At 61.2% G+C, this 26,078-nt stretch carries 20 protein-coding genes; all 20 read right to left on the bottom strand.

Annotation, left to right across the window (positions count from 1 at the left end; translation table 11 throughout):
* Positions 1-9: 9 nt before the first annotated feature.
* Complete coding sequence (gene pseC / locus ACXX9E_RS13300) at positions 10-1,167, bottom strand: UDP-4-amino-4,6-dideoxy-N-acetyl-beta-L-altrosamine transaminase (RefSeq protein WP_123465719.1); 1,158 nt, start codon at positions 1,165-1,167, stop codon at positions 10-12.
* Entirely contained in the window at positions 1,164-2,165 is a 1,002-nt protein-coding gene (gene pseB / locus ACXX9E_RS13295) for a UDP-N-acetylglucosamine 4,6-dehydratase (inverting) (RefSeq protein ID WP_123465717.1), read from the bottom strand. Before pseB ends, pseC begins: the two co-directional genes overlap by 4 nt.
* A gap of 30 nt (positions 2,166-2,195) precedes the next feature.
* Positions 2,196-5,129, bottom strand: coding sequence for a TIGR00180 family glycosyltransferase (locus ACXX9E_RS13290; protein ID WP_458555533.1), 2,934 nt, complete (start codon positions 5,127-5,129; stop codon positions 2,196-2,198).
* 51 nt (positions 5,130-5,180) lie between these two features.
* Positions 5,181-5,918, bottom strand: coding sequence for a cephalosporin hydroxylase family protein (locus ACXX9E_RS13285; protein ID WP_047292500.1), 738 nt, complete (start codon positions 5,916-5,918; stop codon positions 5,181-5,183).
* A gap of 17 nt (positions 5,919-5,935) precedes the next feature.
* Complete coding sequence (locus tag ACXX9E_RS13280) at positions 5,936-7,006, bottom strand: class I SAM-dependent methyltransferase (protein ID WP_123465713.1); 1,071 nt, start codon at positions 7,004-7,006, stop codon at positions 5,936-5,938.
* The gene (locus ACXX9E_RS13275) at positions 7,003-7,854 is read right to left on the bottom strand and encodes an NAD-dependent epimerase/dehydratase family protein (protein WP_458555532.1); all 852 of its coding nucleotides are present in this window, start codon (positions 7,852-7,854) and stop codon (positions 7,003-7,005) included. Before ACXX9E_RS13275 ends, ACXX9E_RS13280 begins: the two co-directional genes overlap by 4 nt.
* Complete coding sequence (locus tag ACXX9E_RS13270; protein ID WP_267804798.1) at positions 7,851-9,077, bottom strand: class I SAM-dependent methyltransferase; 1,227 nt, start codon at positions 9,075-9,077, stop codon at positions 7,851-7,853. Before ACXX9E_RS13270 ends, ACXX9E_RS13275 begins: the two co-directional genes overlap by 4 nt.
* Entirely contained in the window at positions 9,074-9,634 is a 561-nt protein-coding gene (locus tag ACXX9E_RS13265) for a dTDP-4-dehydrorhamnose 3,5-epimerase family protein (protein WP_186748313.1), read from the bottom strand. The genes ACXX9E_RS13270 and ACXX9E_RS13265 overlap by 4 nt, the downstream gene beginning before the upstream one ends.
* Positions 9,631-10,713: a CDP-glucose 4,6-dehydratase gene (rfbG, locus tag ACXX9E_RS13260; RefSeq protein ID WP_458555531.1), complete on the bottom strand. Its 1,083-nt coding sequence runs from the start codon at positions 10,711-10,713 to the stop codon at positions 9,631-9,633. The genes ACXX9E_RS13265 and rfbG overlap by 4 nt, the downstream gene beginning before the upstream one ends.
* Entirely contained in the window at positions 10,695-11,468 is a 774-nt protein-coding gene (gene rfbF, locus ACXX9E_RS13255) for a glucose-1-phosphate cytidylyltransferase (RefSeq protein WP_123465704.1), read from the bottom strand. Before rfbF ends, rfbG begins: the two co-directional genes overlap by 19 nt.
* 238 nt (positions 11,469-11,706) lie before the next feature.
* Entirely contained in the window at positions 11,707-11,832 is a 126-nt protein-coding gene (locus ACXX9E_RS13250; RefSeq protein WP_259741327.1) for a hypothetical protein, read from the bottom strand.
* A gap of 144 nt (positions 11,833-11,976) precedes the next feature.
* Complete coding sequence (locus ACXX9E_RS13245) at positions 11,977-15,537, bottom strand: glycosyltransferase (RefSeq protein WP_458555530.1); 3,561 nt, start codon at positions 15,535-15,537, stop codon at positions 11,977-11,979.
* Between the two features lie 96 nt (positions 15,538-15,633).
* Entirely contained in the window at positions 15,634-17,199 is a 1,566-nt protein-coding gene (locus ACXX9E_RS13240; protein ID WP_123465700.1) for a flagellar hook-associated protein 3, read from the bottom strand.
* Between the two features lie 13 nt (positions 17,200-17,212).
* Entirely contained in the window at positions 17,213-19,273 is a 2,061-nt protein-coding gene (flgK, locus tag ACXX9E_RS13235; RefSeq protein WP_123465698.1) for a flagellar hook-associated protein FlgK, read from the bottom strand.
* A 22-nt stretch (positions 19,274-19,295) separates the two neighbouring features.
* Positions 19,296-20,576, bottom strand: coding sequence for a flagellar assembly peptidoglycan hydrolase FlgJ (gene flgJ / locus ACXX9E_RS13230; RefSeq protein WP_458555529.1), 1,281 nt, complete (start codon positions 20,574-20,576; stop codon positions 19,296-19,298).
* 11 nt (positions 20,577-20,587) lie between these two features.
* Positions 20,588-21,676 (bottom strand): flagellar basal body P-ring protein FlgI, encoded by a 1,089-nt coding sequence (locus ACXX9E_RS13225; RefSeq protein ID WP_458555528.1) that lies wholly within the window; start codon positions 21,674-21,676, stop codon positions 20,588-20,590.
* A gap of 27 nt (positions 21,677-21,703) precedes the next feature.
* Entirely contained in the window at positions 21,704-22,399 is a 696-nt protein-coding gene (flgH, locus tag ACXX9E_RS13220; RefSeq protein ID WP_007965503.1) for a flagellar basal body L-ring protein FlgH, read from the bottom strand.
* A gap of 52 nt (positions 22,400-22,451) precedes the next feature.
* Positions 22,452-23,237, bottom strand: a complete 786-nt coding sequence (flgG, locus tag ACXX9E_RS13215; RefSeq protein ID WP_123465693.1) for a flagellar basal-body rod protein FlgG — start codon at positions 23,235-23,237, stop codon at positions 22,452-22,454.
* A 45-nt stretch (positions 23,238-23,282) separates the two neighbouring features.
* Positions 23,283-24,023 carry a flagellar basal body rod protein FlgF gene (locus ACXX9E_RS13210; protein WP_093439577.1) on the bottom strand — a complete coding sequence of 247 codons (741 nt, stop codon included), beginning with the start codon at positions 24,021-24,023 and terminating at the stop codon, positions 23,283-23,285.
* Positions 24,024-24,384: 361 nt separating this feature from the next.
* Positions 24,385-25,947 carry a sigma-54-dependent transcriptional regulator gene (locus ACXX9E_RS13205; RefSeq protein WP_123465691.1) on the bottom strand — a complete coding sequence of 521 codons (1,563 nt, stop codon included), beginning with the start codon at positions 25,945-25,947 and terminating at the stop codon, positions 24,385-24,387.
* Positions 25,948-26,078: the final 131 nt, after the last annotated feature.

The raw sequence follows: 26,078 nt of genomic DNA, 5'->3' as shown, positions 1-26,078 counted from the left end.
CAGCGGTGTTCACTCAGTCAACCGTCGCAATTGCTCGACCACATAGTCCTGCTGCTGATCGCTCAGCAAAGGAAACAGCGGCAGGCTGATCGCTTCGGCGTAATAGCGCTCCGCTTCGGGGAAGTTTCCCTCGGCGAAACCCAGGTCGCGATAGTACGGCTGCAAATGCAGTGGAATATAGTGCAGATTCACCCCGACTCCGGCCGCACGCAAGCCTTCGAAGACCTGGCGGTGGCTGAGATTGATCCGATCGGTCTGCAAGCGGATCACATACAGATGCCAGGCGGATTCAGCGAGCGGTTGGGCGCTCGGCAAGGTCACAGGCAAATATGTCAGCAAATTCGCGTAACGTGCGGCCAGCTCGCGTCGACGGGCGATGAAACCGTCCAGTTTGTGCAGTTGCGACAAACCGAGCGCGGCTTGCAAGTCGGTGATCCGATAATTGAAGCCCAGTTCCACTTGCTGGTAATACCACGGGCCGTGGCTGGCTTCAGTCATCTGCTGCGGATCGCGGGTCATGCCGTGGCTGCGCAGGCGTTGCAAGCGCTCGGCCAGTTCCGGGCGATTGGTCAAGACCATGCCGCCCTCGGCACTGGTGATGATTTTCACCGGGTGGAAGCTGAACACGGTCATCGCGGCGAATTCGCCGCACCCGACCGGCCGCCCCGCGTAGGACGCACCGACCGCATGAGAGGCGTCTTCGATCACCGTGAAGTTGTAGCGCTCGGCCAGTTGGGCAATTCTGCGCATATCGCAGCTCTGCCCGGAAAACGCCACCGCCACAAGCACTTTGGGCAGCACGCCATCGCGCTCGGCAGCGTCGAGCTTACCGGCCAGGACTTCAGCATCGAGGTTCCAGGTCAGCGGGTCGATATCGACAAAATCCACGTCGGCGCCGCAATAACGCCCGCAGTTGGCCGACGCCAGAAAGGTGTTCGGCGTCGTCCACAAGCGATCGCCCGGCCCGAGTCCGGCGGCCAGGCAGGCAATGTGCAGCGCCGCGGTGGCATTGCACACCGCCACCGCATAATCGGCCTGACAGCGCTCGGCCATGGCCTGCTCGAAGCGCTCGATGGTCGGCCCTTGTGTGAGCCAGTCAGACTTCAACACCTCGACCACGGCGTCGATATCTGCCTGATCGAGGCTTTGCCGACCGTACGGAATCATACCGAGAGCTTCGCGTGCAGGTCGGCGATCTGCCCCACCGAGAGGAAATGCGGATTAGTGTCGGAACGGTATTCGAAGTCTTCGCTGACCGGCCGGCCGCGCTCACCGAGCTTGTCTTCGGCGAAATCGACGTCAACGCTGGTAAAGCGGATCGACGGCTGGATGGTGTAGTGATCGGCAAACTCCAGGGTCATCCGCGCATCGTCCAGCGGCACCATCAACTCGTGCAGCTTCTCGCCCGGACGAATGCCGACGTGCTTGTGCGGCAGGTGCTCGGCCATGCCCCGGGCCAGATCGACGATGCGAATCGACGGGATCTTCGGCACGAACACTTCGCCACCGTGCATGCGTGCAAAGCTGTCGAGGACGAACTGCACACCGTGATCGAGGGTGATCCAGAAACGTGTCATGCGTTCGTCGGTGATCGGCAGCTCTTCAGCGCCCTCGGCGATCAGTTTGCTGAAGAACGGCACCACCGAGCCACGGGAGCCGGCGACGTTGCCGTAGCGCACCACGGCAAACCGGGTCTGCTGTTCGCCGGCAATGTTATTGGCGGCGACGAACAGTTTGTCCGACAGTAACTTGGTTGCGCCGTAGAGGTTGATCGGGCTGGCGGCCTTGTCGGTGGACAGCGCAACGACTTTCTTCACGCCATTGTCGATGGCTGCGGCGATGATGTTTTCCGCGCCGTTGACGTTGGTGCGAATGCACTCGGTCGGGTTGTATTCCGCTGCCGGCACTTGCTTGAGCGCGGCGGCATGCACGACGTAGTCGATGCCGCGCATGGCCTGACGCAAACGGTCGGCGTCGCGCACATCGCCAAGGAAATAGCGCATGCACGGCGCGTTGAACGTCTGCTGCATTTCGTATTGCTTGAGTTCATCCCGGGAGAACACCACCACGCGCTTGGGCTGGTATTGCTCCAGCAGGCGCCGGATGAAATTGCGCCCGAACGAGCCGGTGCCGCCTGAGATGAAAATCGATTTACCGTTGAACATGTCTTGAGTCCTGTTTCCTGATCGTCAGGCTTAGGCGAGCAACTGCGCCCAGTCGATGCTGGAGGCCTGGCCGAGGGTAAAGCCCTTGTCGGTCAGGGAAAGGTTCGGGTTGCGCGCCGCATCCTGAGCAAAACGTGCCGACCATTTGTCATGCAGCGCGGCGGCGGTTTGCGTGACTGGCGGCAACAGGCCCGGATGTTGAATCTGTGCCTGCGGGCACCACACGGTAAGGTAACCGGCATCCGCGACTTTCAGGCACAAGTCGATGTCGGCGAAGGCGCTGTCGAAATGCTCCTCGTCCAGGCCACCCACGGCGTCGAACAGCGCCTTGCGAATCATCAGGCAGGCGCCGGACACCGCCGAATAGCTCTGCTCGACCTGATTGCCGAACAGGTAACCGGCAGCGTCTTTGCTTTCACCGATAAACACCGCATTGACCTGACCATCACTGCCCAGCACCAGACCGCCCTGGGTCGTGGCGCCACGGCCGTCCACCAGTTTGGCGCCCACGATACCGACTTCCGGACGCTGAGCCTGATTGAGCAATGCATCGAGCCAGTTGGCGTTGACCACCTCGGCCTCGGCCGAAAACAGCACCAGGTACTCACCTTTGGCTTCGCCACTGGCGAGGTTGTACAACGCCGACTCGCTAAGCCGCTCGCCGCTGCGCAACACGCGAATGCGATCGCCCTTGCCCTGCAGACTGTCCAGCCACTCAAGCAATTGCGGCGATTGGCTATGGTTGTCGACCAGCAGGATTTCGTGGCGCTGGTAGCGGGTTCGCTGCAACAGGCTGACCAGCGCTGTTTGCAGGTGTTCGAGATTGTCCTGGCTGTGCAGGATGATCGACACCATCGGTCGCTCGCTGTGCTGGTAGTCGATCTGCCAGGTTGACGGCAACTTCGAACTGACCTGACCACGGTAACCGCGCTGACTCAGATGCCGCGTCAGGGTCTGGCGTTCATGGGCATTTTCTTCAGCCTTCGGTGCGTTGCAAATCAGCAAAGGCTCGGCCAGATGCGCCAGACCGGCGAGGCCGCCGTCTTCGATCAGCCGCAGCAACAGGTCCAGCTCCAGCGCTTCGGTGTACTCGCTGGCAAAACCTTTGGCTTGCACCAGCGCATCACGCTGGATCAACCAGTGACGCGCCATCAGCGACGGCACGGTTTGCAGCAGGTCGAGATTCACGCCCGGGCGGAACGCGTGCGTCAGTTCGCCGCCCGGCTGGCGATGGATTTCATCCATGGCCACGGCCCGCACGCCTTCGGCACCGATGAGTTCCAGGCTGGCCCGCAACAGGCCGCTGACGGTGAACTGGTCGCCCGCCTCGGCCAGCAACAGCCAGTCGCTGCTCATTTGCGCGATGACCTGATTGATCCGCTCCACATAGTTGGAGGCGCTGACTTTGACGAAGTGCACGGTGTCGCGCACGGTGGTCGTGGCCGGCAGTTCGCCAGCGGTGAACACCACCACTTTGAAAGCCTTGTATTGACCGCCGACCAGGCTGTCGAACGTTGCCTGAAGCTTGACCATGTCGGCGTCCAGGTCCAGCAACAGAATGCCTACCTGCGGTCCGCCATTGTGCTTGGCCAGATGGCGGGCGATGGTCGGCAATTGCGCCGCGTGCGGATTGCGTGCCTCCAGCCATTGCAGCAGCCGCCCGCTCGGCATGTTCTCGAACAACTTGCGGTCGGCCTGCCCCGGCACCGAGTTCAGACGCTGCAGCCACGCTTGCAGCTTCAGCCCTTCTTCATGCTCATCGCTGCCCAGCAACGACTCGGCAAGACGCTTGACCACTTCACGGTTGAACAGGTTGAGGGTCAGCGCTTCCCAGAGCCGTGCGCGAATCGTGCGCTCGTCGTCGTTAGGGTGCAGGCGCATCAGCTCATGCTGACGCAGCAGCACGCCTTCGAGCTCCTGCAACTGCACGCGACCGGCCGGCATGGCGTGTAGCAGGAATTCGAATTCGGTCAGTAAATCGAACATCGGCTTGTTGTAGAACGGCATTTCCACGAACTGCTCGGGAGCGAAAGAACGTACCGGTTCCTTATCGCATTCAATCCACGCCGAACGGAAAATCGGTGCGCCCGCCAGCGAAACACCCTTGAGCAAACAATTGGCCATCTGGGCAAAGGTGTTCAGCGCAATCTGCTTGATCGCGGCCGGATCCTGGTCGCTGAGCGGCGTCTTGATCGTTGCCAGAAACTCAGCGAACTGCTCACGCTCTGCCACGGTTTTCGCGTCCTGATAAGCAAGGACGGTCAGCACGTTGGTGTTGTGATCCGAATTGCCATAGTTCACTTCACGCACGGCAAACGGAATCGGAAGAATGCGCGCCTTGGCACAGGCCAGCAGATAGAACGAGTGACCGATTTCCTGCCACTCGAAGCTGGTACCTGGCGGTAACTGGCTGTACCACTGTTGCAGCAGATCAGTGCGGGTCACGGCATAGAACGGCGGCAGAAACTGCCCCATGAAGTCCATGATCCGGGTTTCAGCGTCTGGCGAGTCGTAGTCTTCCTGCACGCGCTTGTCGCGGCGGTAATAGGTGACTTCGTTGGCACGGGTCAGGTACATCATCCCGTAGCCATGGCACACACCGTAATCGGTGTTGGCGTGCAGGAATTCGACCGACGCAGTCAGCGCGTCGTGAATCAGGAAGTCATCGTCGGCAGCGAACACCATATAAGGCGTCGTGACCTGCGCGACACCCCAGGTCAATTTGTCCTGCAAGCCCTTGTAGGTGTACTGCGGCAAATGCCGGTAGTCGACCGACGGAAAATCCACAGCGATGCGGTCGTCGCACTGCACGGACGAATCCAGCACCAGCACCCTGGCCGGGTAACTGCTGTAGTACTGCAAGGTACGACGCAGGAAGGCACTGCGGTTGTGGGTGATGACCACCACCGTGAACAGCTCGTCCAGCGGTGTCACATTGGCTTGAGTACTGCTTTGAACCTGCATTTTCCTATCCCCACAACCGGCCAGTCGCCTGAAGTCTGAAACTGTTGTTGATTAACGAACGCGACGCAGATAGCCGTCCGGCGCCACGGTGATCAGCAGTTTGTTTTGCAGCTGCTGGTCGATCTCGAAATCCTGGTTCTCTTCCAGGTATTTCCACACCGCGGTTTTCGGGTTGTCGCCCGGGCCCCATGGACGGTCCGGGAAGAAATCGGCCGGCATGTCTTCAACCACGGTGTCCATGACCACGCAGTAGCTGTCGACCGACACCAGCGGTGCGTACAAACGCAGCTCTTCCAGCACATGATCGTGGGTGTGGTTGGAGTCGAGGACCAGAATGACTTTCTTGCCCTTGGCGGCGGCTTGAACCTGTGCAGCGATGGCCGGGTCGATGCTCGAACCTTCGATCATCTTGATGCGCTTGGCCATCGGGTGGCTTTCGATCGCTTCACGGTTGTGCGGGCGAATGTCGAGGTCGATGCCCAGCACTTCGCCGTGGCCTTGCAGCTCCAGCAACGAGGCGTAGTAGATGATCGAACCGCCGTGGGCGATGCCGCACTCGATGACCAGATCCGGCTTGACCTGCCAGATGATCTCCTGCATCGCCATCATGTCTTGCGGCAACTGGATGATCGGGCGGCCCATCCACGAGAAGTGGTAGCTGTACTTGTGTTTGGCCGATTCGTTGAAGAAATCACGGGCCAGGCCCGTCAGCTTCTGGTCGTCACCCTGTTGGGCGATCTGCTCGCGGCACTCGGCTTCGAAGGCTTTGTTGATGCTGTTGTCGGTCATTTTAATAATCTCAAGGGTCACTGAAACGAAGCGCTGTCGACGGCGTGATAGACGTAGCGTCCACCGGTCATCCGCTTGATCTCTTCGAGGTAATTGGAATTCATCACAAACAGGTGGGCGCCTTCGGGCAGCGCGTCCATCGCTTCCTGGGGCGAGGACACCCGCGCGCCGCTCAGTGGCAGATAACGCCCCTGTTTGGCCGGGTTGATATCCACCACACGGTCTACGGCCACACCGGCGCGCTGCAGGAACAGCGAATAGATCACGCCCTTGGACGAGGCGCCCCAGATCGCCGAACCCTGCTCGGGGGCAGACTGAATGATCTGCACGGCGCGATCGAGGCTGGCGGTGAATCCGTCCGGCAGCGTCAGGCGTGGCACCGGTTGTTCCGGGGTCAGGCGTAACGTCGACAGGTCGGCGACGATGTACAGGTACTGGCCACCGAACAGGTGGCCGGCCTCGTGCACGGTGCCGAACATCCGGCGCAGGTCATCGAGGCGGAAATAATTGACGTGTTCGTAGAACAGGTCGAACCAGGCCTTGTGCTCGAGGATCCAGTCAAAGCACGGCACTTCGATGTAGATCTGCCCGCCCTGATTGGCTTCGGCGATCACCGACAGAAAGCTCACCGGGTCTTCGATGTGTTCCAGCACATGGCGCAGCACGATGGCGTCCGCCGCCAGACCAAGGCCACGGGTGAACGGCGCCTTGATCACGTCGGCGTTGTCGCCTTCGTAGGCCGGGTCGATGCCGGTGATCGAGTAGCCGAGGCCCTTGAGCAACTCCAGAAAGTAGCCTTTGCCACAGCCGACTTCGATCAGTTCCTGGCCCTTGAAGTGTTTAGCGATGATGCCTTCGACATCGCGCAGGTGCTGCTGGAACTGGCCGGAATGCGCCTGCTCGTTCTGGTAGTCGGCGTCATAGCTGAGCTTGTCGGCATCGAACGCAGCGTTGAAGATCAGACCGCTGCGCTCATCCTGCACCAGCAGCATGTCGGCGCTGGCCGAGGCTTTCGCCGACTCCGGGTCGGCGAAGGTGCGGTTCTGCAACACCGGCAGGTCGGTGACCCGATACAACTCGTGCCTCATTGCGGCTCTCCCAGTAGCTGTTGCAAACGCTCGGTCACCGCCCAGAACGCCATCGGTTCGTGGGTCGGGTAAGGGTAGTGACCGAGGTTCAGATTCAGTGCCGCGCCGCGTTCGCGCAGGCGTTCTTCGACCAATGAACGCACCGACACCGGTTGGCCACTGGCGCAATTGATCACTCCGTCGAAGTCGCGCTGCTGCAGGATCGCGGCGAGGTAAGCGGTTGCGGTGGCAATCGGCAAAAAGTCACGCAATTGCTCACCGCCAGACATGTTGAACGACGCGTCTGCGGCATCAATCGCCCGGTCCAGCGCTGCAAGCAGACTGTTGGGGTTCTGCCCTTCGCCATGCAGATAAAACAGGCGCGCCCACTGTAGGGTGAACGGCATTTCCTGCTGCAGGTTTTGCAAAAACAGGCGCAGCGTGTGTTTGGCCAGACCGTAAGGATTGCTCGGCTGGGGCTCGACGCTTTCGCTGAGCGGGCCGCTTTGCAGGCCGTACTCGAAGCAGGTGCCAGTGACCAACACTTGCCGCACACCCGCCTCGACCGCGCCTTTGATAAAGCGGTAGTCGGCCATCAGGTTGTGCTCGAAGTGGAACAGCGCCCGATAGTTCGGCAGGCCCGGCCAAGCCAGATGCGCGAGTACGTCGATGCCCTCGGTCAGCGCGGCGACATCGAGTTCGGCGGCGTGAATATCCGCCGCAACGAACTCGACGTCATTGATCCACGGCATGCCTTGTGCGGTTTCTACGTTGCGCGCCACGGCACGAACGGCGTCGCCACGGGCAAGCAACGCCGCCACCAGATGCCGGCCGACGAAGCCCGTAGCCCCGGTTACCAGGACTTTCACAGGACTTTCAACTCAGGCACGGCGATCACGAAGCGCCCGTCCCATTGCCGCACCTGAGCCAGTTGCTGACTGACTTCGTGCAACAGGTTCCATGGCAGCACCAGCACGTAATCCGGTTTCTCGATGTCGATCTGCGCCGGCGCGACAATCGGGATGCGACTGCCCGGCAGGAACTTGCCCTGCTTGTGCGGGTTGGCATCGGCGACCCAGGCCAGCAGGTCGGGTTTGACCCCGGCGTAGTTGAGCAAGGTGTTGCCCTTGGCGGCGGCGCCATAGCCGACCACACGTTTGCCGTCGGCCCTGGCCTGCAACAGAAAGCGCAGCAAGTCATGCTTGATGCGCTCAGCGGCGGGGGCGAGGGTCGCGTAGTAGCCGGCGGTTTTCACCCCGGCCTCCAGCTCGGCTTGCAGCTGTTGTTGCACCGCCGGCTGCACCGCACGACGCTGGCCGTCCTTGCGCTGCACGAACACCCGCAGCGATCCGCCGTGCGTGCTCAACTGACTGACGTCGAACACTTCCAGGCCATTGCGTTCACACAGGGTCTGCACGGCGGTCAGCGACAGGTACGAATAGTGTTCGTGATACAGCGTGTCGAACTGCGCGCCAGCCATCAGCGTCAGCAGTTGCGGGAATTCGAACGTTGCTACGCCGGTTGGCTTGAGCAGCGTCGCGAAACCGCCGAGGAAATCGTTGATATCCGGCACATGGGCGAGCACGTTATTGGCGGCCATCAGGTCGGCGCCCCAACCTTCGCTGCGCAGCTGTGCAGCCGTCTCACGACCGAAGAACAGTTCACGAATCTCCAGGCCCTTTTCCCTGGCTGCTTGCGCGGTGCTGCGGGTCGGCTCGACGCCGAGGCACGGGATGCCACGACCCGCGACGTACTGCAGCAGGTAACCGTCGTTGGCCGCGACTTCAACCACGCGACTGTCGCCCGTCAGGCCAAAGCGCTCGACCATTTCGGCGACATAACGCTCGGCGTGGGCCAGCCAAGTGCTGGAGAACGAACTGAAGTAGGCGTACTCGGCGTCGAACAGACTGTCGGCACGGGTGTAATCCTCGGTCTGCACCAGCCAGCATTGCTGGCACACGGCAACCTTCAACGGCACCCATTGCTCGGCCTGTTCCAGGCGATCGGCGTGCACGTAGGCGTTGGACGGTGGCGAGGTGCCGAGGTCGATCAGCGGCAGGCTCAGCGGTGCGGCGCACCCACGGCAGTTCATAGACGCACTCCAGCAAAGTGTTGATCGAGCGCGGGATGGCTGGAATCACGCGCTGACAAATTATTGACAGGCAACGGCCAAGCGATCGCCAGCCGTGGATCGTTCACCGACAAGCCGCCCTCGTGCTCCGGCGCGTAATCAGCGCTGTGCAGGTAAAGCAGTTCGGCGTCGGCTGTCAGCGTCTGGAAACCGTGGGCGAACCCGGCCGGAATCAGCAGGCTGCGACCGTCGCCAGCCTTGAGGTGCTCGGCGTGCCAGTGCAGAAAAGTCTCGGAGTCCGGGCGCAGATCCACCGCCACGTCCCACACTTCACCACGCAGACAGGTGATCAGTTTGGCTTCCGGCGCATTGGCATTCTGATAATGCAGACCGCGCACACTGCCCTGCTCGCGGGTGCAGGAATGGTTGATCTGGCGGATGTGAAATTCGCGGCCGAACGCGCTCAGGCTGCCCTCGCAGAACAGCCGGGCGAAGTGCCCGCGCTGATCTTCGAAACGCTTGTGCTGGACGCTGAACAGTCCGGCCAGCGGCAATGCCTTCAGGGAAAACTCGCTCACAGCGCGCCTCGGTACAGGTTCAGTTGGCCGAGGGTCACGGCGCGCATGTCGTCACCGTTCTGCCATGCCAGGTGCCAGTCGAGGGTCTGGGTCAGGCATTGCTGCAACGTCCAGCGCGGCTGCCAGCCCAGTACTTGGCGGGCACGGCTGCTGTCCAGGCGCAGCAGGCCGGCTTCGTGCAATTCGCTTTTTTCGATGCGCAGACCGCGCGCCTGCGGCCAGCGGCTGGCGAGCAGTTCGACCACTTCGCCGACGCTGCACATGTCCGCCTCGCCCGGGCCGAAGTTCCATGCCCCGGCATATTCCGGGCCTTGTTCGTAGAGGCCGGCAGCCAGTTGCAGGTAACCGGCCAGCGGCTCCAGCGCGTGCTGCCACGGACGCACGGCTTGCGGATAACGCAGGGTCACCGGCTCGTCTGCCGTCCAGGCTCTGAGCACATCGGGAATCAGGCGTTCAGGGGCGAAATCACCGCCACCGAGGACGTTGCCGGCGCGCGCGGTGGCCAGGGCCAGACCGTGCTCGGCGTACTTGTCGGCCGGGAAAAACGAGGCTGCGTAAGACTGCGCCAACAGTTCGCAGCAAGCCTTGCTGCTGCTGTAAGGATCATGCCCGCCGAGGGCTTCGTCTTCGCGGTATGGCCACAGCCATTCCTTGTTGGCGTAGACCTTGTCGGTGGTCACCAGCACGCAGGCGCGCACGCAACCGACCTGACGAATCGCTTCGAGCAGGTTCAACGTGCCCATGACGTTGCTGGAATAGGTGCCGAGCGGGTCGCGATAACCTTCGCGCACCAGTGGCTGCGCAGCCAGGTGCAGAACGATCTCCGGCTCGGTGTCGGCGATGATTTCCAGCAAGGCGCCAAGATCACGCAGATCGCCGCGCTGATCGTTGATGCCTTCGTGGACGCACGCCAGTTCGAACAGGCTCGGTTCGGTCGACGGATCAAGGGCAAAACCGCTGACTTGTGCGCCGAGGCTTTGCAGCCACAGGGTCAGCCAACTGCCCTTGAAACCGGTGTGACCGGTAACCAGTACGCGCTTGCCGCGCCAGAAATCCGCACTCAGGCCCATTGCTTCCATGGGGCCTCCCCGTTCTGCCACAGCGCTTCGAGATGGTTCTTGTCGCGCAGGGTGTCCATCGGATGCCAGAACCCTTCGTGCTCGAAGGCTTTCAACTGTTCGTCCGCAGCCAGCCGCGCCAACGGCTCGGCTTCCCAAGTGGTGGAATCATCGGCTATGTACGGCAGCACTTTCGGCGACAGCACGAAGAACCCGCCATTGATCCAGCCACCGTCACCGCGCGGCTTTTCAGTGAAACCAAGCACCTGATCGCCTTGCCGCTCGAGGGCACCGTAACGGCCGGGCGGCTGCACGGCGGTGACGGTCGCCAGACGACCGTGGGCTTTGTGGTAATCGACGAGCTGAGCGATGTTGATGTCGGAAACGCCGTCGCCGTAGGTGAAGCAGAACGCCTCTTCATCTTGCAGATAACGTGCGGCACGCAGCAGACGGCCACCGGTCATGGTTTCCTCGCCGGTGTCGATCAGGGTGACGCTCCACGGCTCGCTGTAGTTCTGGTGCACGTCCATGCGGTTTTCGCGCATGTTGAAGGTGACGTCGGAGGTGTGCAGGAAGTAGTTGGCGAAGAAGTCCTTGATCGCATAGCCCTTGTAGCCCAGGCAGATCACGAAGTCGTGGATTCCGTGGGCGGAATACTGCTTCATGATGTGCCAGAGAATTGGCTTGCCGCCGATCTCGATCATCGGCTTGGGCTTGAGGTGCGACTCTTCACTGATGCGCGTGCCGAGGCCACCCGCCAAAATAACTGCCTTCATCGTCTCCCCTCTTGTTCTTCACCGGGTTCGACCCGCGTTTGCAGGCCTTCTGGCTAAACCTTTGCCTGACTGGGCGCGGCAAAATAGCTGCGAGCGCTCGTTTTATGGCGATTTGCGAGGGTCTTGCAGGAAACGCGCCAGCTCCGCAGACGTTGCGTCGCCGAGCTTCAGGCGCAAAAAAAAGGGATGAATCCGACAGTGGATTCATCCCTTCATCGCCTGTCAGGGTGTCAACACATCAACCGAACATGGCAAACGCATCGCCCGTCACCGGAAGATCGATCACGCCATTCATGACACCTACGTGCCCGACGGTGTTGAAACCGGCATACCAGTCATTGAACTGCACACCGTTGTCGGGCACGCCGCTCCCCGTGTCATTGACGCTGTGCAAACACACGCTTGCGGCAAGTAGTACCTGTCGGCGAAATCACTTCCGCGAACAGTCTGGTTATCGCAATAACTGCCACCCGCGGCGAAACCCGCGCCCAAGTCCTGTGAACTCGGATCAATCCGGCAACCAACCCCACAACCAGTGATTGAGGTTATCGCCACGCAACATGAAATCGCGGTGCACCGCCTCTTTCAATTCATCGCCCATGCGGTAGCTGGCGTCCGGGTCGGCGAGATGCATGCGGATCGCCTGCAGCCATTCTGCGGTGCTGTTGCTGTAGACCTTGGTGCACGGCAGATGGCCACGATAGGCCTCGGTGTCGGTGCAGATCACCGGGTAGCCGCAGGCGCCGTATTCGAGCAGACGCAGGTTACTCTTGCAGTCGTTGAAGATGTGAAACTCCAGCGGTGCAAGGGCCAGGTCGAGGTTCAGGCTGGCCAGTTTGAACGGGTAGCTTTGCAAGCTGATGGCCGAGTGGAATTCGTGGATATAGGGACGCAATTCCTCCGGGCACATGCCGAAGAATACCCACTCCACTTCGTTCGCCAGTTCACGCACCACATCGGCAATGATCTCCAGATCACCGGTGTGGCTGGTGCCGCCACCCCAGCCGACTCGAGGTTTGCTGGAGGTGCGTCGACGACTGGTCAGCGTTGCCCACGGTTCCGGTGACAGCATGTTCGGCACAATGCGGATGTCGCTGTGCATGCTCGATAACGCATCCGCCAGCGGCTGCGTCGTCACCACCACGCGATCGCACAGGGCAATGCCCTCGCGCAGCATCTGCTCGGTGTTGACCGGCTTGTTGCGGGCATGGGTATTTTTCTTCGGCGCACTGACCACGTAGTCGTCGAGCTCGAAAATCCGCAGCGCACTGGAGTACTTTTTAATGCGCAGAATGTCGCTGACCGCACCTTCGCTGTAACGGCATTGCAGGATGATCGAGTCAGGCGCCAGACGCTCGATCTCGACCGTCGACGGCGACTCGTAGGCCCAGCGTCCGAGTGCCCGACCACTGCTTTCCAGCTCGGCCAAGGGTCCGGTCACGCGATAGTGGCCGACGGCCGAACTGTTTACCGGCAAGCCGAGGATCAGCGGCAACGCCCGACTGCAAAACGGGTTCCAGTTATTGCGCAGGGACGGTTCCAGACTGAAGCTCGACACGCCGAGACTGAGCGACGGGCTGTACGCCGGATCCTTGATGATTTTACTCATCCACTGCCGATGGAACGCCTCTTCCTCCTGTTCAGGCAGGATCACCGGCGCGGCCTCTGTCAGCGGCGCTATCACCACACTGGCGTAAGGCGTCCAGACCACCAGATAGCCTTCCTTGCCTGCACGCAGACACAGGTCGACGTCACTCAAGCCACGGGTGTAAGTCACCTCATCGAACTGGCCAAGCTCCTCGAAAACCTGCTTGCGCAGCATCAGGCACTGACTGCTGACCGCGCTCCAGTTCTGCGTCACATGTAAACGCTGCATGTAACCGCGACTGCTGGCCGCCTCGCCGGCAAAGGGCGCACCGACCGGCCCGGCCAGGCCCAGAATCAGGCCCGCGCTGACGATAGCCCCCTCGGGGCTGAGCAACCGCGCACCGACCACGGCGACTTCCGGACGCTGGGCATGATTGAGTAACTCATCGAGCCAGTCGCGTTCACAGATGACCGCTTGCGCGTCAAGCAACAGCAGATATTCGCCACGGGACTGCTCGGCGGCGAAGTTGCGGATCGCGGCAGGATTGTTGTCACCGGCGTAACGCAACACCCGCAACATCGACGCCCCGAGCTGGGCCATGGCGCTCAGCCATTCGAGCATCTGCGAATCAGTGACACCGGCATCGACGATGAGAATTTCGTAAAGGGTATAAGCCGTGCGCTCGATCAGGCTCTCGGTGCAGCGCTGCAAGGCGTGCAGCGAATCACCGGCCTGAATGATGATCGACACCTGCGGGCGCGTCGCATGCTGATAGTCGATGCGGTTGATCAGGGGCAATTCGTCATGACGCATGCGGTGATCGACCCCGATCCGCTGCAGGTGCGCCGTCACGACGGCCGCGTTGTAGTCGATGACTGGCGGCAGCGACAGCCATTGCGCGTAGGTCAGGCTCGATTCCACCTGGACCTCGGCAATGTGCTCGATGGTTTGCGGACCGGCCTCTTCCACCAGGCGCCAGAGCAAATCATGCGGCGCCAGTTCGCCATGGACCGGATCAAATCCGCCCAGCGCCATGAAACGCTGACGCTCGAACGCCAGCGCTCGCCCCACATACGGATAGGCGCGCATCAGATCGAGGTTGAAGTCAGGCTTGAACACTGGTTCGGTCGATTCGCCGTCGACTTGCGCGCCTTCATCGCTGTAGGCGCACAACAAGCCCGGCGTGCCGGCGATACGCTCGGCCAGAATCAGCAGCGCCGAATCACGCAGGGTGTCGCCGGCCTGCAACAGGTAAAACCAGTGGGTGCCTTCCAGTTGCGGGATCACCGCGTTGAGCTGTTGCGCCCAATCGGCCTGAAACGGCAACTGCAGCGTGCGCTCATCAGCCTCGCACTGCGCATCCGACAGCACCACCACCGCCTGCGCCGGATAGAGTTGCGCCTTGATGCTCTGCAACGTCGTGGCCAGCGCAGCACTGTCGCCAGCGTTGTCGATCACAATCGGCACGATCTGCGGACGCATCGGCCAACTGGCAATGCGTTGCGGCATCAGCCGTTGCTCGACCTCGCTGAAGCGGCGAATCGACAACCACTCACGATAGAAGTCGGCGTAACTTTCGCTTTCGGCACCGACACGACCACTGACCACCGTGTTGCGGTTGCCGAGGATGCGCGTTACGCACAACTCCTGCCAGGCGTGCGGCAAGTCACCGGTATTGGCCAGATCAATGTAACGCACCCAGCCGGCGGCGGGCGCCGCTTCACCACTGCGGGCGGCGAGCATTTGCTTGAGCCAGTCCCATTCCACCTTGGCGGCCTTGAGCATTTCCGGGGTCTTGCTCAGACGCTCCGGATACAGGCGCTCGGTGCTCAGCACAGTGCTGAGCGAGACAAAATTGCCACGACGCATCAAGCACACGAACAAGGCAAAATCGAGCGTGGCGACGAAACCGGCGCCCTCCTGAATCAAGGCCGGCAGCAGTTCCAGCACATCGGCGCGACGCATCAGTGCCGCACTGAAATTACCGACGAAGTTCAGCGGCGTCGATTCGAAGATCGCCAGCATGTCATCGCCTTTGAACAAGGCATCGTTCGGGCTGAAACGGCAGTTCTCGACCCGCGGCGGCAAAAGGAAGTTGCCGGCGTCGCTGAGCATGCGCAGGGCGAACACCAGATTGGCATCGGCATGCTCGATCAGTGCCTGCGCCTGTAATGCGATGCTTGGTGCAAACAGCCGATCGTCATCGCACAACACCTTGATGAACTCGCCCCGCGCCGCTTCGACGCAGCGCAGCAGGTTCTTCTGCAAGCCAAGTCGCTGCGGATTGCGCAGGTAACGGATCGGATGGGCCGGCTCGGCGAAGGACTCGACGATCTCACGAATCCGTTCATCGGCCGAGTCATCGCATATGACGATCTCGACGTTTTCGTACGTCTGCGCGAGCGCACTCATCAGCGCCTGATCGAAGAAGCGCGGGTTGAAGGCGGGGATGACGATACTGACGAGGGGGTGTTGATTCACGGCGGGAAACTCTCGAGCGGCGGGTCCCTGCCCTCTTCAGGCAGGAACCCCGTAACCGCTTAGGAAAAGACGGTTGGCAGCTCGACAGGCACAGACTCAGATCTTGTTGAACAAGCCCAGTTGCGCAATCTTGCTGAAGGCCAGTTGCGAAGCCTGCAACATGGTTTGCTGCAGGGTCAGACGGGTCATGACTTCGGCCGGATCGGAATCGCGGATCGACGATTGTGTCTGTGCGTTAGCCAGTACCAGCGACTGATTGGTATCACTCTGGGTCATCAGCGACGAGCCACGACCACCGACCGAACTGATCGCGCTGGACAACTGATCGGTACCGCTGGCGAGGTTGCCCAGACCGGAAGCCAGACCTGCCTGCAACTGCTGGATCGCCAGGGCATTGCCGTTGGTTGGCGTGTTGAGCACGTTTTTCAACTGGTTCACGCTGTCCAGAATGTTCTGGGTTTCGTGCGTGTTGACGGCAATGCTGAACTGATCGTTGGCCGCCGGCGTACCGCTGATGTTGAAGCTCACACCCGATGCAGTGGCGACGCCGGCGACCACGGTGCCGCTCGACACCGGTTTGCTGTCGGCAGTCAACGGCGCGGCGTACAGATCGAAGGCGGTAGCACTGGTAAATTTCATCACCGCCGAACCGGTCGGGAAACTGGCCTTGTAGTCCGTGGAGTTGGTCACGCTGCTGCCGGTGATCTGCGCCGACGACGGGTTACCCGGGCTGCGGGTACCGGTGAAGGTGTCAGGCTTGGCCGCGAGGGTGAACGTATGACCTGGCAGAACGGTGCCCGGTACGTCGCCCGCTTGCAGGTTGATGTTCAGCGTCAGGTCTACGCCGCGAAAGCTTACCGTTTGACCAGCCGTGCTTGCCGGATCGAACGCGCCACCCTGGCTGGCTTCGGCAGTGACATCGTTACCGGCCGAGTCCGTGATCTTCAGTTGAGTGCCGCTGACGAACGACACGCTGTACGGTTCGCCACTGCGGAACTTGCTGTTGTAACTGACATTCGACGACACCTGACCGTTGGACAGCACCACACGGTTGTCATTGACCGCCGGTGCCGTCATGGTGACCTGACTGCGGCTGGTGTTGACGGCTTGCTGGAAGGCTTCCCAGCCGGTGGTGTTGGTGGCCATTTTCATGTTGTCGCCAATGGCCAGGTCGAGGGTCACCTGATCGCCGTTGTAGGCGTAGGTGCCATCGTCATTGCGCGTGAACGGCACGGTGTCGCCCTTGGAGCCGGCGAAAATGTATTTGCCGTTCTCGTCCTTGCTGTTCATCAGGCTGAGCAGTTGCTCTTCGATCTGACCGAGCTCGGAGGCAGTCGCCTGGCGGTCGGAGTCCGTGTAACCGGCGTTGCCGGCACTCACGGCCAGCTCTTTGGCACGCTGCAGCACGTTGTTGATGCTGGTCATCACCGCTTCAGCGGTACCCAGAGTGCCTTTGATCGTGGTGGCGTTGGCTTCGTACTGATCGAGCATCGAAGCCTGCTGACCCAATTGCAGCAGACGCGAGGCACCCACCGGATCGTCTGCCGCAGTGTTGACACGAACCAGGCTGCTCGCCTCTTCGCTGCTCTTGACCACGTTGGCGAAGTTTTTCTGGTAGTTGGCTGCCGAGGACTCGTAAAACTGGCCAGTAGAAATGCGCATGGTTTACGACTCCTTAAAGACTGTTGATCAGTGTGCTGAAGGTTTCCTGCGCAGCCTTGATGATCTGCGAGGACGCGGTGTAGTACTGCTGGAACTTGACCAGGTTGCCGGTCTCTTCGTCGAGGTCGACACCGGACAGCGAGTCACGGGCGCCCTTGGCGTTGGCCAGAATCGCATCGGTGGCGGCACTGTCGAGCTTGCCCTGAGCGGCTTTGGCACCGACGCCTTCGACCAGTTTGCCGTAAGCATCGGTCAGCGAAATGCCTTTGCTGGCAGAGCCGGTGTCGACGGTTTGTTTGGTCTGCAGGTCAGCGAGGACACCGCCGTTGCGGTTGTCCAGCGTGCCCGGCTGGCTGAGGCTGACGTTGACCGCCGTGCCCTTGCCTGGCGAACCGGCAACGGTCATGTCGAAATTGACGGTGTACTGAGTGGCGGGCGCCGGTGGAATCGCCGCACCGGTCGAGTCCTTGAGCGGAATGCTCAGGCTCAGGGTGTTGGTCTGGCCCGGCTTGATGGTGCCGCTGCTGAGCACGCCACCCTTGGCGTCCAGCAGTTGATAGCCCTGGCTGGTGCCATCTGCCGACGGATCACCAAACACCACTTTGACCGGCGTCGAGTACTTCATGCCGTTCTGCATCGCAGTGGTGGTGGTCGGGTCGTAGATGTCGAACTTGGTGGTCAGGGTCGGCTGACCGCTGGCCGGAATGGTCAGCGTGCCGCTGCCACCCGGCGCAATGGCGGCGCCCAACGGAGCGGCGATGGCCAGACGCTTGGAGTCGGTCATCTCGGTCTTGATGTTGGCTGCAGCATTGCGGGTCGGGGTGATCTTGAACGTGTCGCCCGCCGCTGCCGTGCCGCCAGTGAGATTCAGAGAGAAGCCGTCGATCACCGGAGCCGGGGTGGTGGTGGTGCTGAACGCGCCCATCGCAGTGCCTTCCGGCAGCCGCTGCACGGTGTAGTCCGTGGCGCTGGTGAAGGTCACCTTGTAATCGTTGATGGTCAGTTTGCCGGAGTCTTTGATGCTCACATCGAAGTTACCGGAACCGGCACTGTTGCCAATGGTAGCGGTGCTGCGCGAAGCCATGCTGGCCGCGGTGTTGATGCTGTTGAACAGGTTGCCGCCGAAGTCACCGTTCTTGTCGATGCCCTGGCCCTGAATCGAGTTCATCTGATCGGCAACGACCAGCGCAACGCGGCCCAGTTCGTTCATCGCCGGGTCCAGCACGGTGCTGCGATAACGCAGCAGGCCGCCGATTTCACCACCGGTGATGCCCGAGGTGATGTCGATGGAAGTCGAACCGTTGTTGATCTGGATGCCCATGCGCGACGGGTCGGCCTTGGTTGGCGTGACTTCCAGTTTGCTGGCGGTGCCACCCATGACCAACGGCTGACCGTTGCCCAGGTAGATGTCCATGTTGCCGCCACGCTCGACCACCTGCGCACCGGTGAAGGTGGACAGCTGGCGAATGGTCTCGTTGCGCGCGTCGAGCAGCTCGTTGGGCTGGCCGCCGGCGTTGGAAATTTCGGAAATCTTCTGGTTCAACTGGGCCACGGTGGACGCCAGTTTGTTGACCTGATCGGCCATGCTCGACAGGTTGCCGTTGATGTCCTGGTTCTGCGCGTTCAACTGACTGGAAACCGAGTTGAAGCGAGCGCTCAGGGCCTGCGCATCGCTGAGCAGTAACTGACGCGAAGCATCGTCACCCGGCTTGGCGTTGACGTTCTGCACCGAGGCGAAGAACTTGGTCAGTGCACCATTGAGGCCGGTGCCACTGTCGGACAGCAACTTGTCCAGCGGGGTGACCTGACCCAGGTACGCCGCGGCATCGCTGTTGAGCGAAGTGGTGGTCTGCAACTGGGCATCAATGTAGCTGTTGTACACCCGGCGCACGTCAGCCAGGGTGGTACCGGTGCCGATCCAGAGATTGCCACTCTGAATCGAGCCTTTTGAATTCTGCACGGTTTGCTGGCGCGAGTACCCGGCCGTATCGACGTTGGCAATGTTGTTGCCCGTCACCATCAAAGAAGATTGGCTAGCGGATAAACCCGACATCCCGATGTTGAGCAAACTCATGGTTCAAACCTTACTGTATGTTTTATAGAGGCGTTGTCGAAACGCCCGCCGCAGCGTAGTTCTGGTTAACGTTCATCTGCTTGGCAATCTGCGAAATCTTGCTCGCGTAGTTCGGGTCGGTGGCGTAACCGGCCTTTTGCAACTCGCGTACAAACTGTTCTGGGTTATCGGCCGACTTCAGCACATCTTGATAGCGATTATTGCTCTGCAGCAAAGTCACCAGATCGTGGAAGCTGTCCTTGTACGAGGCGTAGGAACGGAACTCGGCCGTCTCCTTGACCATCTCCCCGTTGCGGAATTCGCTGGTGATCGCCCGGGCCGAATCGCCCTTCCAGTTACTGCTGGCCTTGATACCAAACAGGTTGTGGCTGCTGCTGCCATCCTGGGCGCGCATGACCGATTTACCCCAACCGGTTTCCAATGCCGCCTGCGCCACCAGATAGCGCGGATCGACGCCGATACGGTCGGCGGCTTCCTTGGCCATCGGCAGCATGGTGTTGACGAATTCGTCGGCAGAACTGAAGGCTTTTTTCGCCGGCGCCAAGGGAATCTGCGCCATTGCGCGGCCATAGACCTGCATCGACCCGCCGGAGGCTTTTTCGTTTTCGGCACGTACCAGCCAGTCGCCGTTGTACAGCGGTCCGGCGCCGGTCGTGGCGCGTTGCGGCAATTGACTGGCGGCGGTCGGCGTGGCCGACGGCACCAGACCGGCCAGCAACCGATCGGCCAGTTTCGGCGGCAAGGCCAGACGACGCTGGTTGATCAGCGCCATGTCATTACGGTGAGAAATATCGGTGTTCGGCGCATTCACCGAACGCGATGCCCACAACGGACGTTCGCCATTGAGGCGCGACAACGGCCCGTGGGTGGCGACAGTGCCGGCGGCCACCGGGGTGACCACGGCGGCGGCCTTGGCTTTGGCTTCTTCCTGCTTGGCGGCGGACGCCGCTGCAGCCTCACCCGGCGCCATCGGTTTGTTCTTCGACATCTGGCGCATCAACACGTCGGCCAGGCCAATACCACCGCCCTCGCGCGACAACGACACCGCCAATTGCTGGTCGTACATTTCCTGATACTGCTTGGCTGCCGGCGTGTTGAGCGGGTTGTCCTGGCCCAGCGCTTCAGTGGCCGAACGCATCGACTTGAGCATTTCACCGAGGAACAGCGATTCGAATTCCTGCGCCACTTTGCGCATGTTCGCATCGCTGTTCTTGTCACCGACCTTGAGCTGGTTCAGGCGATTGAGGTCCGAGTACGAACCCGAATCGTTGCTGCTGACCAGACCGCTCTTGCGCATATCCATGAGTGTCGGCCTCAGATCACGATCAGGTCGGCTTGCAACGCGCCGGCCTGTTTCAGTGCTTCAAGAATGGCCATCAAGTCACCCGGTGCCGCGCCAACCTGGTTCACCGCCCGCACGATCTCGTCGAGGGTGGTGCCCGGACCGAACTTGAACATCGGCTTGGCTTCTTGCTGGGCATTGACCCGCGAACGCGGCACGACGGCGGTCTGGCCGTTGGACAATGGACTTGGCTGGCTGACGATCGGGTCTTCGGTGATGGTCACGGTCAGGCTGCCATGGGTCACGGCGGCCGGCGAGACCTTCACGTTCTGGCCGATGACGATGGTGCCAGTACGCGAGTTGATGATGACTTTCGCCACGGCCTGGCCCGGATCGACCTCAAGGTTTTCCAGGATCGACAGGTAGTCGACGCGCTGGCTCGGATCAAGCGGTGCAGTGACGCGGATCGAACCGCCGTCGATGGCTTGCGCCACGCCAGGGCCTAGCATGTCGTTGATCTTGTCGACGATGCGCTTGGCGGTGGTGAAGTCGGAACGGTTGAGGTTCAGCGTCAGGCTGTTGCCCTGGTTGAAACCGCTCGGCACCGAACGCTCGACCGAAGCACCGCCGGGAATACGACCGGCCGACGGAACGTTGACGGTGATCTTCGAACCGTCGCGCCCTTCGGCGTCGAAACCACCGACCACCAGGTTGCCCTGAGCGATGGCGTAGACGTTACCGTCGATACCCTTGAGCGGGGTCAGCAACAGGGTGCCGCCGCGCAGGCTCTTGGAGTTACCGATGGACGACACGGTGATGTCGACCTGCTGACCCGGTTTGGCGAACGCCGGCAGATCGGCACTTACCGACACCGCCGCGACGTTTTTCAACTGCACGTTGCCCGATCCCGGCGGCACCTTGATGCCGAACTGCGAGAGCATGTTGTTGAAGGTCTGCAGGGTGAACGGAGTCTGTGTCGTCTGGTCGCCGGTGCCGTTAAGCCCGACCACCAGGCCGTAACCGATCAACTGGTTGGAACGCACGCCGGAAATGCTGGCGATATCTTTCAGCCGCTCGGCGTGGGCACCAAAGGCTGCGGACAACAGGGCCGCAGCCAGCATGAGGCTCTTGAAATTCAAAGTCGCCACCTAGAAAGGGAACAGCGGGCTGAGGAAGAAACGGTCGAACCAGCCTGGCTGACTCGCATCGGCAAACGAACCGGTGCCCGAGTAGGTGATGCGCGCATCGGCGACACGGGTCGACGACACGGTGTTGTCGGTGGCAATGTCATCAGCGCGCACCAGACCTGCGATCCGCACCAACTCGTCGCCGGTGTTGAGGGTCATCCACTTCTCGCCGCGCACGGCGATGATGCCGTTGGGCAACACGTCAGCCACGGTCACGGTGATCGAACCGGTCAGGGTGTTGCCCTGCGCCGCCTTGCTGTCGCCTTTGGTCGCACGGTCGCCGCTGTAGCCGACGTCCAGGCTCAGGTCGTTACCGCCCAACGGGTTGTTGGTGGTACCGCTGCCGCCGAACAGCGACGTCAGGCCGATGCCGGTCTTGCTGTTCTTGGCCACTTGCGAGTTGGCGTTCTTGCTCGCCTGAGTCTTCTCGTTCAGCGTGATGGTGATGATGTCACCGACGCGGAACGCCTTGCGGTCGCTGTACAGGTTCTGCTCGAAGCCGGCCTGATAGATCGAGCCGTTGTTGGCCGCAGCCGGCAATGGCGTGCGCGGCAACACCGGGGCGTAGTAAGGGTCATTGGGCTTGGGCGTCGGCGCGACGCAGCCCGCGAGCGAGACGACCCCACCCAATGCCAGAACAGATACGAAGCGTTTCATGACCCTACCTCACGGTGTTGCTGGCGGCCTCATGGCCGCCTCATAGACTGGATTACAGATTCTGCGTTACGAACGAGAGCATCTGGTCGGCGGTGGAGATCACCTTGGAGTTCATCTCGTAGGCGCGCTGAGTGGTGATCATGTTGACCATCTCCTCAACAGTGCTGACGTTCGAGGTTTCCAGAGTGTTCTGCAGCATGGTGCCGAAACCGTTCAGGCCCGGGGTACCGACTTGCGGCGCACCGGAAGCGGCGGTTTCCAGGAACAGGTTGTTGCCCACCGCTTGCAGACCAGCCGGGTTGATGAAGTCGGCAGTTTGCAGGTTGCCGATCACCTGGGACGCCGGGTTGCCGGCAATGGTGATCGACACGGTGCCGTCGCGGCCTACGGTGAAGGTCTGGGCATCGTTGGGAATGACGATGGCCGGTTCCAGGGCGAAACCGCTGGCGTTGACGATCTGGCCATTGGAATCGAGGTGGAACGTACCGTCACGGGTGTAGGACGTGGTGCCGTCCGGCTGCAGAATCTGGAAGAAACCACGACCGTCGATGGCCATGTCCAGCGGCTGCTCGGTGGTTTGCAGGCTGCCGGCGGTGAAGTTTTTCTGCGTGCCGACGATGCGCACACCGGTACCCACCTGCAGACCGGACGGCAGTTCGCTGTCCTGGGTCGACTGGGCGCCTGGCTGACGCTTGATCTGATACAGCAGGTCCTGGAACTCGGCGCGGTCACGTTTGAAACCCGTGGTCGAGACGTTCGCCAGGTTGTTGGAAATGGTGGTCAGGTTGGTGTCCTGGGCGGACAGACCGGTTTTGGCAACCCATAGAGCCGGAAGCATTCGATTCTCCTCGTGCGCCTGTTTTACGGCGCGACGTTCTGATAATTAGCTGATCTGCAAGACCCGAGCCATGGCCTGGTCGTCGTCTTTGGCGGTGTTCATCATCTTGACGTGCAATTCGAACTGCTTGGCCAGGGCCAGCACCGAAGTCATTTCTTCCACGGCGTTGACGTTGCTCGACTCGAGGAAACCCGACACCAGTTTGACGTTGGCGTCGGCCGGCGCAGGCTGGCCGTCCTTGGTGTAAATCGAGCCGTCGAGGCCCTTGTTCATGTTCTTGATGTCCGGGTTGACCAGCTTGATCCGGTCGACTTCCGCCATGACGCGCGGGCCTTCGCCCATCGCACGAATACTGATGGTGCCGTCTTCGCCGACTTCGATCTGCTGCTCGGGCGGCACGGCGATCGGACCGCCATTGCCCATCACCGGCATGCCGTTGCCGGCACGCAGCACGCCGAGGGCGTCGACGTTGAGGCTGCCGGTGCGCACGTAGCTTTCGCCGCCGTTCGGGTTCTGCACGGCGATCCAGCCATTGCCGGTGACGGCGACATCGAGGTCACGGCCGGTCTGTACCAGCGAGCCCGGGGTGAAATCCGTGGCCGGGCGTTCGCTCATGGCAAAGGCACGCGCCGGAAAGCTGTCACCGAACACCGGCATCGAACGCGCCTGCTCCAGGTCGCGCTGAAAACCGTTGGTGGAGATGTTCGCCAGGTTGTTGGCATGGGCCTTTTGCGCCAGTGCGTTCTGGCTGGCGCCGGTCATTGCCACATAAAGGTACTTGTCCACACTCTTTCCTCTGCATGCCGGACGTTTGCCGCCCACCGCTGTACTGCTGAGCCATAAGCAATTTGCAGACCAACTTTTTTCTGGCGGCTGGCAGCCCGATAAACAAAGGACTTGAGGGAATCAGAGGGGAAACTTGAAATGTATCGAAGTCGAAAAACCGGCGGTGTTATGCCGCTTGGCGGCAATCCCGATCTCTGCGGCTGAAGGAGAACTTGTGGTGAGGGGATTTATCCCCCGATGGGTGGCGAAGCCGCCCCGCTTTTCCTTCAGGACGACCTCATTCGTAGGTTTTGCGACTGCTACGCAGCCGCTCGGGGATAACCCCCCTCGCCACAAAACGCTTGATACCACAGCGTTGCTGTTAGTTTTCGGGGTCTTTGCCCACTTCATATTCGCGCAGTTTGTTGGCAATCGTGGTGTGCGAAACCCCCAGCCGCTTGCCCAACTGCCGGCTGCTTGGATGTTCGGAATACAGTCGCTCCAGCACCGCCTTTTCGAAACGCCCGACAATCTCGTCCAGCCCACCTTCAAGCGAGAAATCGCCAAGCGGCTGACGCACGCCGTAATCCGGCAGGCGAATATGCTCAGCCTTCACCGTGCCGCCCTCGCACAGCGAAACCGCCTGGAACAGCACGTTCTCCAACTGCCGCACGTTACCCGGCCAATGGTAATGACTGAGACGATCCATCGCCGCCGGCGCCAGTTTCGGCAGCGAGCAACCGATCTGCCGACTGGCCTGATCGAGGAAGTGCTCCACCAGTGGCGTCAACCCGTCGAGGCATTCGCGCAAGGGCGGGATGTGCAGCGACAGCACATTCAAACGGTGATACAGATCCTGGCGAAACTCACCGCGTGCGCACAGTTCGGACAAGTCCACCTGAGTCGCGCAGATCACCCGCACATCCAGATACACCTCTTCATCGCTGCCGACCCGCCGGAAGCAACCGTCCTGCAAAAAGCGCAGCAGTTTCACTTGAAGGCGCGGGCTCATCTCGCCAACGCCATCGAGAAACAGCGTACCGCCCGCCGTCAGCTCCAGCAGACCGAGCTTGCCTTCGGCGCGCGCCCCTTCGAACGCGCCCGGTCCGTAACCGAACAGCTCGGTCTCGGCCATGGACTCCGGCAAGCCGGCGCAATTGAGCGCCATCAACGGCGATTGCCCGCGCGGGCTGGCGAGGTGGCAGGCACGCGCCAGCAACTCTTTGCCGGTGCCGGTCTCGCCTTCGATCAACAGCGGCGCATCCAGCGGCGCCATGCGCCGGGCTTCACGCACCACCGCCGCCATCACTTTCGAGCTCTGGAAGATGCTGTCGAAGCCGCGCAACTCCTGTTTGCGTACGTTGTAGATACGCTCGCCAACCCGGTCGGCACGGTGCAGTGTCAGCACCGCGCCGGCCATCGCTTCGCTGTCGTCATGCTCCGATTGCAGCGGCGCGATATCAGCCAGAAAGATGTCGCCCTTGACCTTGACCCGCATGCCATTGATGCGCGACTTGTTGGCGCGCACCAGTTCCGGCAGGTCGAAATCTTCGGCATAACGCGACAGCGGTATCCCCGGCACCTCATCGACGCGCACCCCGAGCAACTGCGCCGCCGCACGGTTGGCGGCGACAATCGAGCCGCCCATGTCGATCGACAACACCGGAAACTCCAGCGCACCGAGCAAGGCATTCAATTCCATGTGCCGACGCTCGCTCGGCATCAAACCGACACGCTTGACACCAAACACCCCGGCAATCGCCTCGAACTTCGGCCGCAGCGCCTGAAACTGGATGTTGATCAGGTTCGGGCAATGCAGATAGATCGCGTTGCCATGCTCGCCACCCACTTCACCGCGCGCCACGTTGATCCCGTAGGCGACCAGCAAGTTGAGAATGTCGCGCAGGATGCCGATGCGGTTCTGGCAATGGACTTTGATGCGCATAAAAATCGTCCGAATAAACGATAAAGAACCTGTAGGAGTGAGCCTGCTCGCGATAGCGGTTTATCAGGCTGTACTGAAGGTGAATGACACACCGCTTTCGCGAGCAGGCTCACTCCTACAGGGGGACTGCG

The organism is Pseudomonas sp. GNP014 (genome assembly GCF_054344005.1).
Note: the sequence above shows the minus strand (reverse complement) of the source record. Positions and strands in the feature narration are given on the sequence as shown.

Bases quoted from the DNA above. Each gene is read 5' to 3' on its own strand.
- pseC (WP_123465719.1), bottom strand. From the start codon at position 1,167: ATGATTCCGTACGGTCGGCAAAGCCTCGATCAGGCAGATATCGACGCC.
- pseB (WP_123465717.1), bottom strand. From the start codon at position 2,165: ATGTTCAACGGTAAATCGATTTTCATCTCAGGCGGCACCGGCTCGTTC.
- ACXX9E_RS13290 (WP_458555533.1), bottom strand. From the start codon at position 5,129: ATGCAGGTTCAAAGCAGTACTCAAGCCAATGTGACACCGCTGGACGAG.
- ACXX9E_RS13285 (WP_047292500.1), bottom strand. From the start codon at position 5,918: ATGACCGACAACAGCATCAACAAAGCCTTCGAAGCCGAGTGCCGCGAG.
- ACXX9E_RS13280 (WP_123465713.1), bottom strand. From the start codon at position 7,006: ATGAGGCACGAGTTGTATCGGGTCACCGACCTGCCGGTGTTGCAGAAC.
- ACXX9E_RS13270 (WP_267804798.1), bottom strand. From the start codon at position 9,077: ATGAACTGCCGTGGGTGCGCCGCACCGCTGAGCCTGCCGCTGATCGAC.
- rfbG (WP_458555531.1), bottom strand. From the start codon at position 10,713: ATGGAAGCAATGGGCCTGAGTGCGGATTTCTGGCGCGGCAAGCGCGTA.
- rfbF (WP_123465704.1), bottom strand. From the start codon at position 11,468: ATGAAGGCAGTTATTTTGGCGGGTGGCCTCGGCACGCGCATCAGTGAA.
- ACXX9E_RS13240 (WP_123465700.1), bottom strand. From the start codon at position 17,199: ATGCGCATTTCTACTGGCCAGTTTTACGAGTCCTCGGCAGCCAACTAC.
- flgK (WP_123465698.1), bottom strand. From the start codon at position 19,273: ATGAGTTTGCTCAACATCGGGATGTCGGGTTTATCCGCTAGCCAATCT.
- flgJ (WP_458555529.1), bottom strand. From the start codon at position 20,576: ATGGATATGCGCAAGAGCGGTCTGGTCAGCAGCAACGATTCGGGTTCG.
- ACXX9E_RS13225 (WP_458555528.1), bottom strand. From the start codon at position 21,676: ATGCTGGCTGCGGCCCTGTTGTCCGCAGCCTTTGGTGCCCACGCCGAG.
- flgH (WP_007965503.1), bottom strand. From the start codon at position 22,399: ATGAAACGCTTCGTATCTGTTCTGGCATTGGGTGGGGTCGTCTCGCTC.
- flgG (WP_123465693.1), bottom strand. From the start codon at position 23,237: ATGCTTCCGGCTCTATGGGTTGCCAAAACCGGTCTGTCCGCCCAGGAC.
- ACXX9E_RS13205 (WP_123465691.1), bottom strand. From the start codon at position 25,947: ATGCGCATCAAAGTCCATTGCCAGAACCGCATCGGCATCCTGCGCGAC.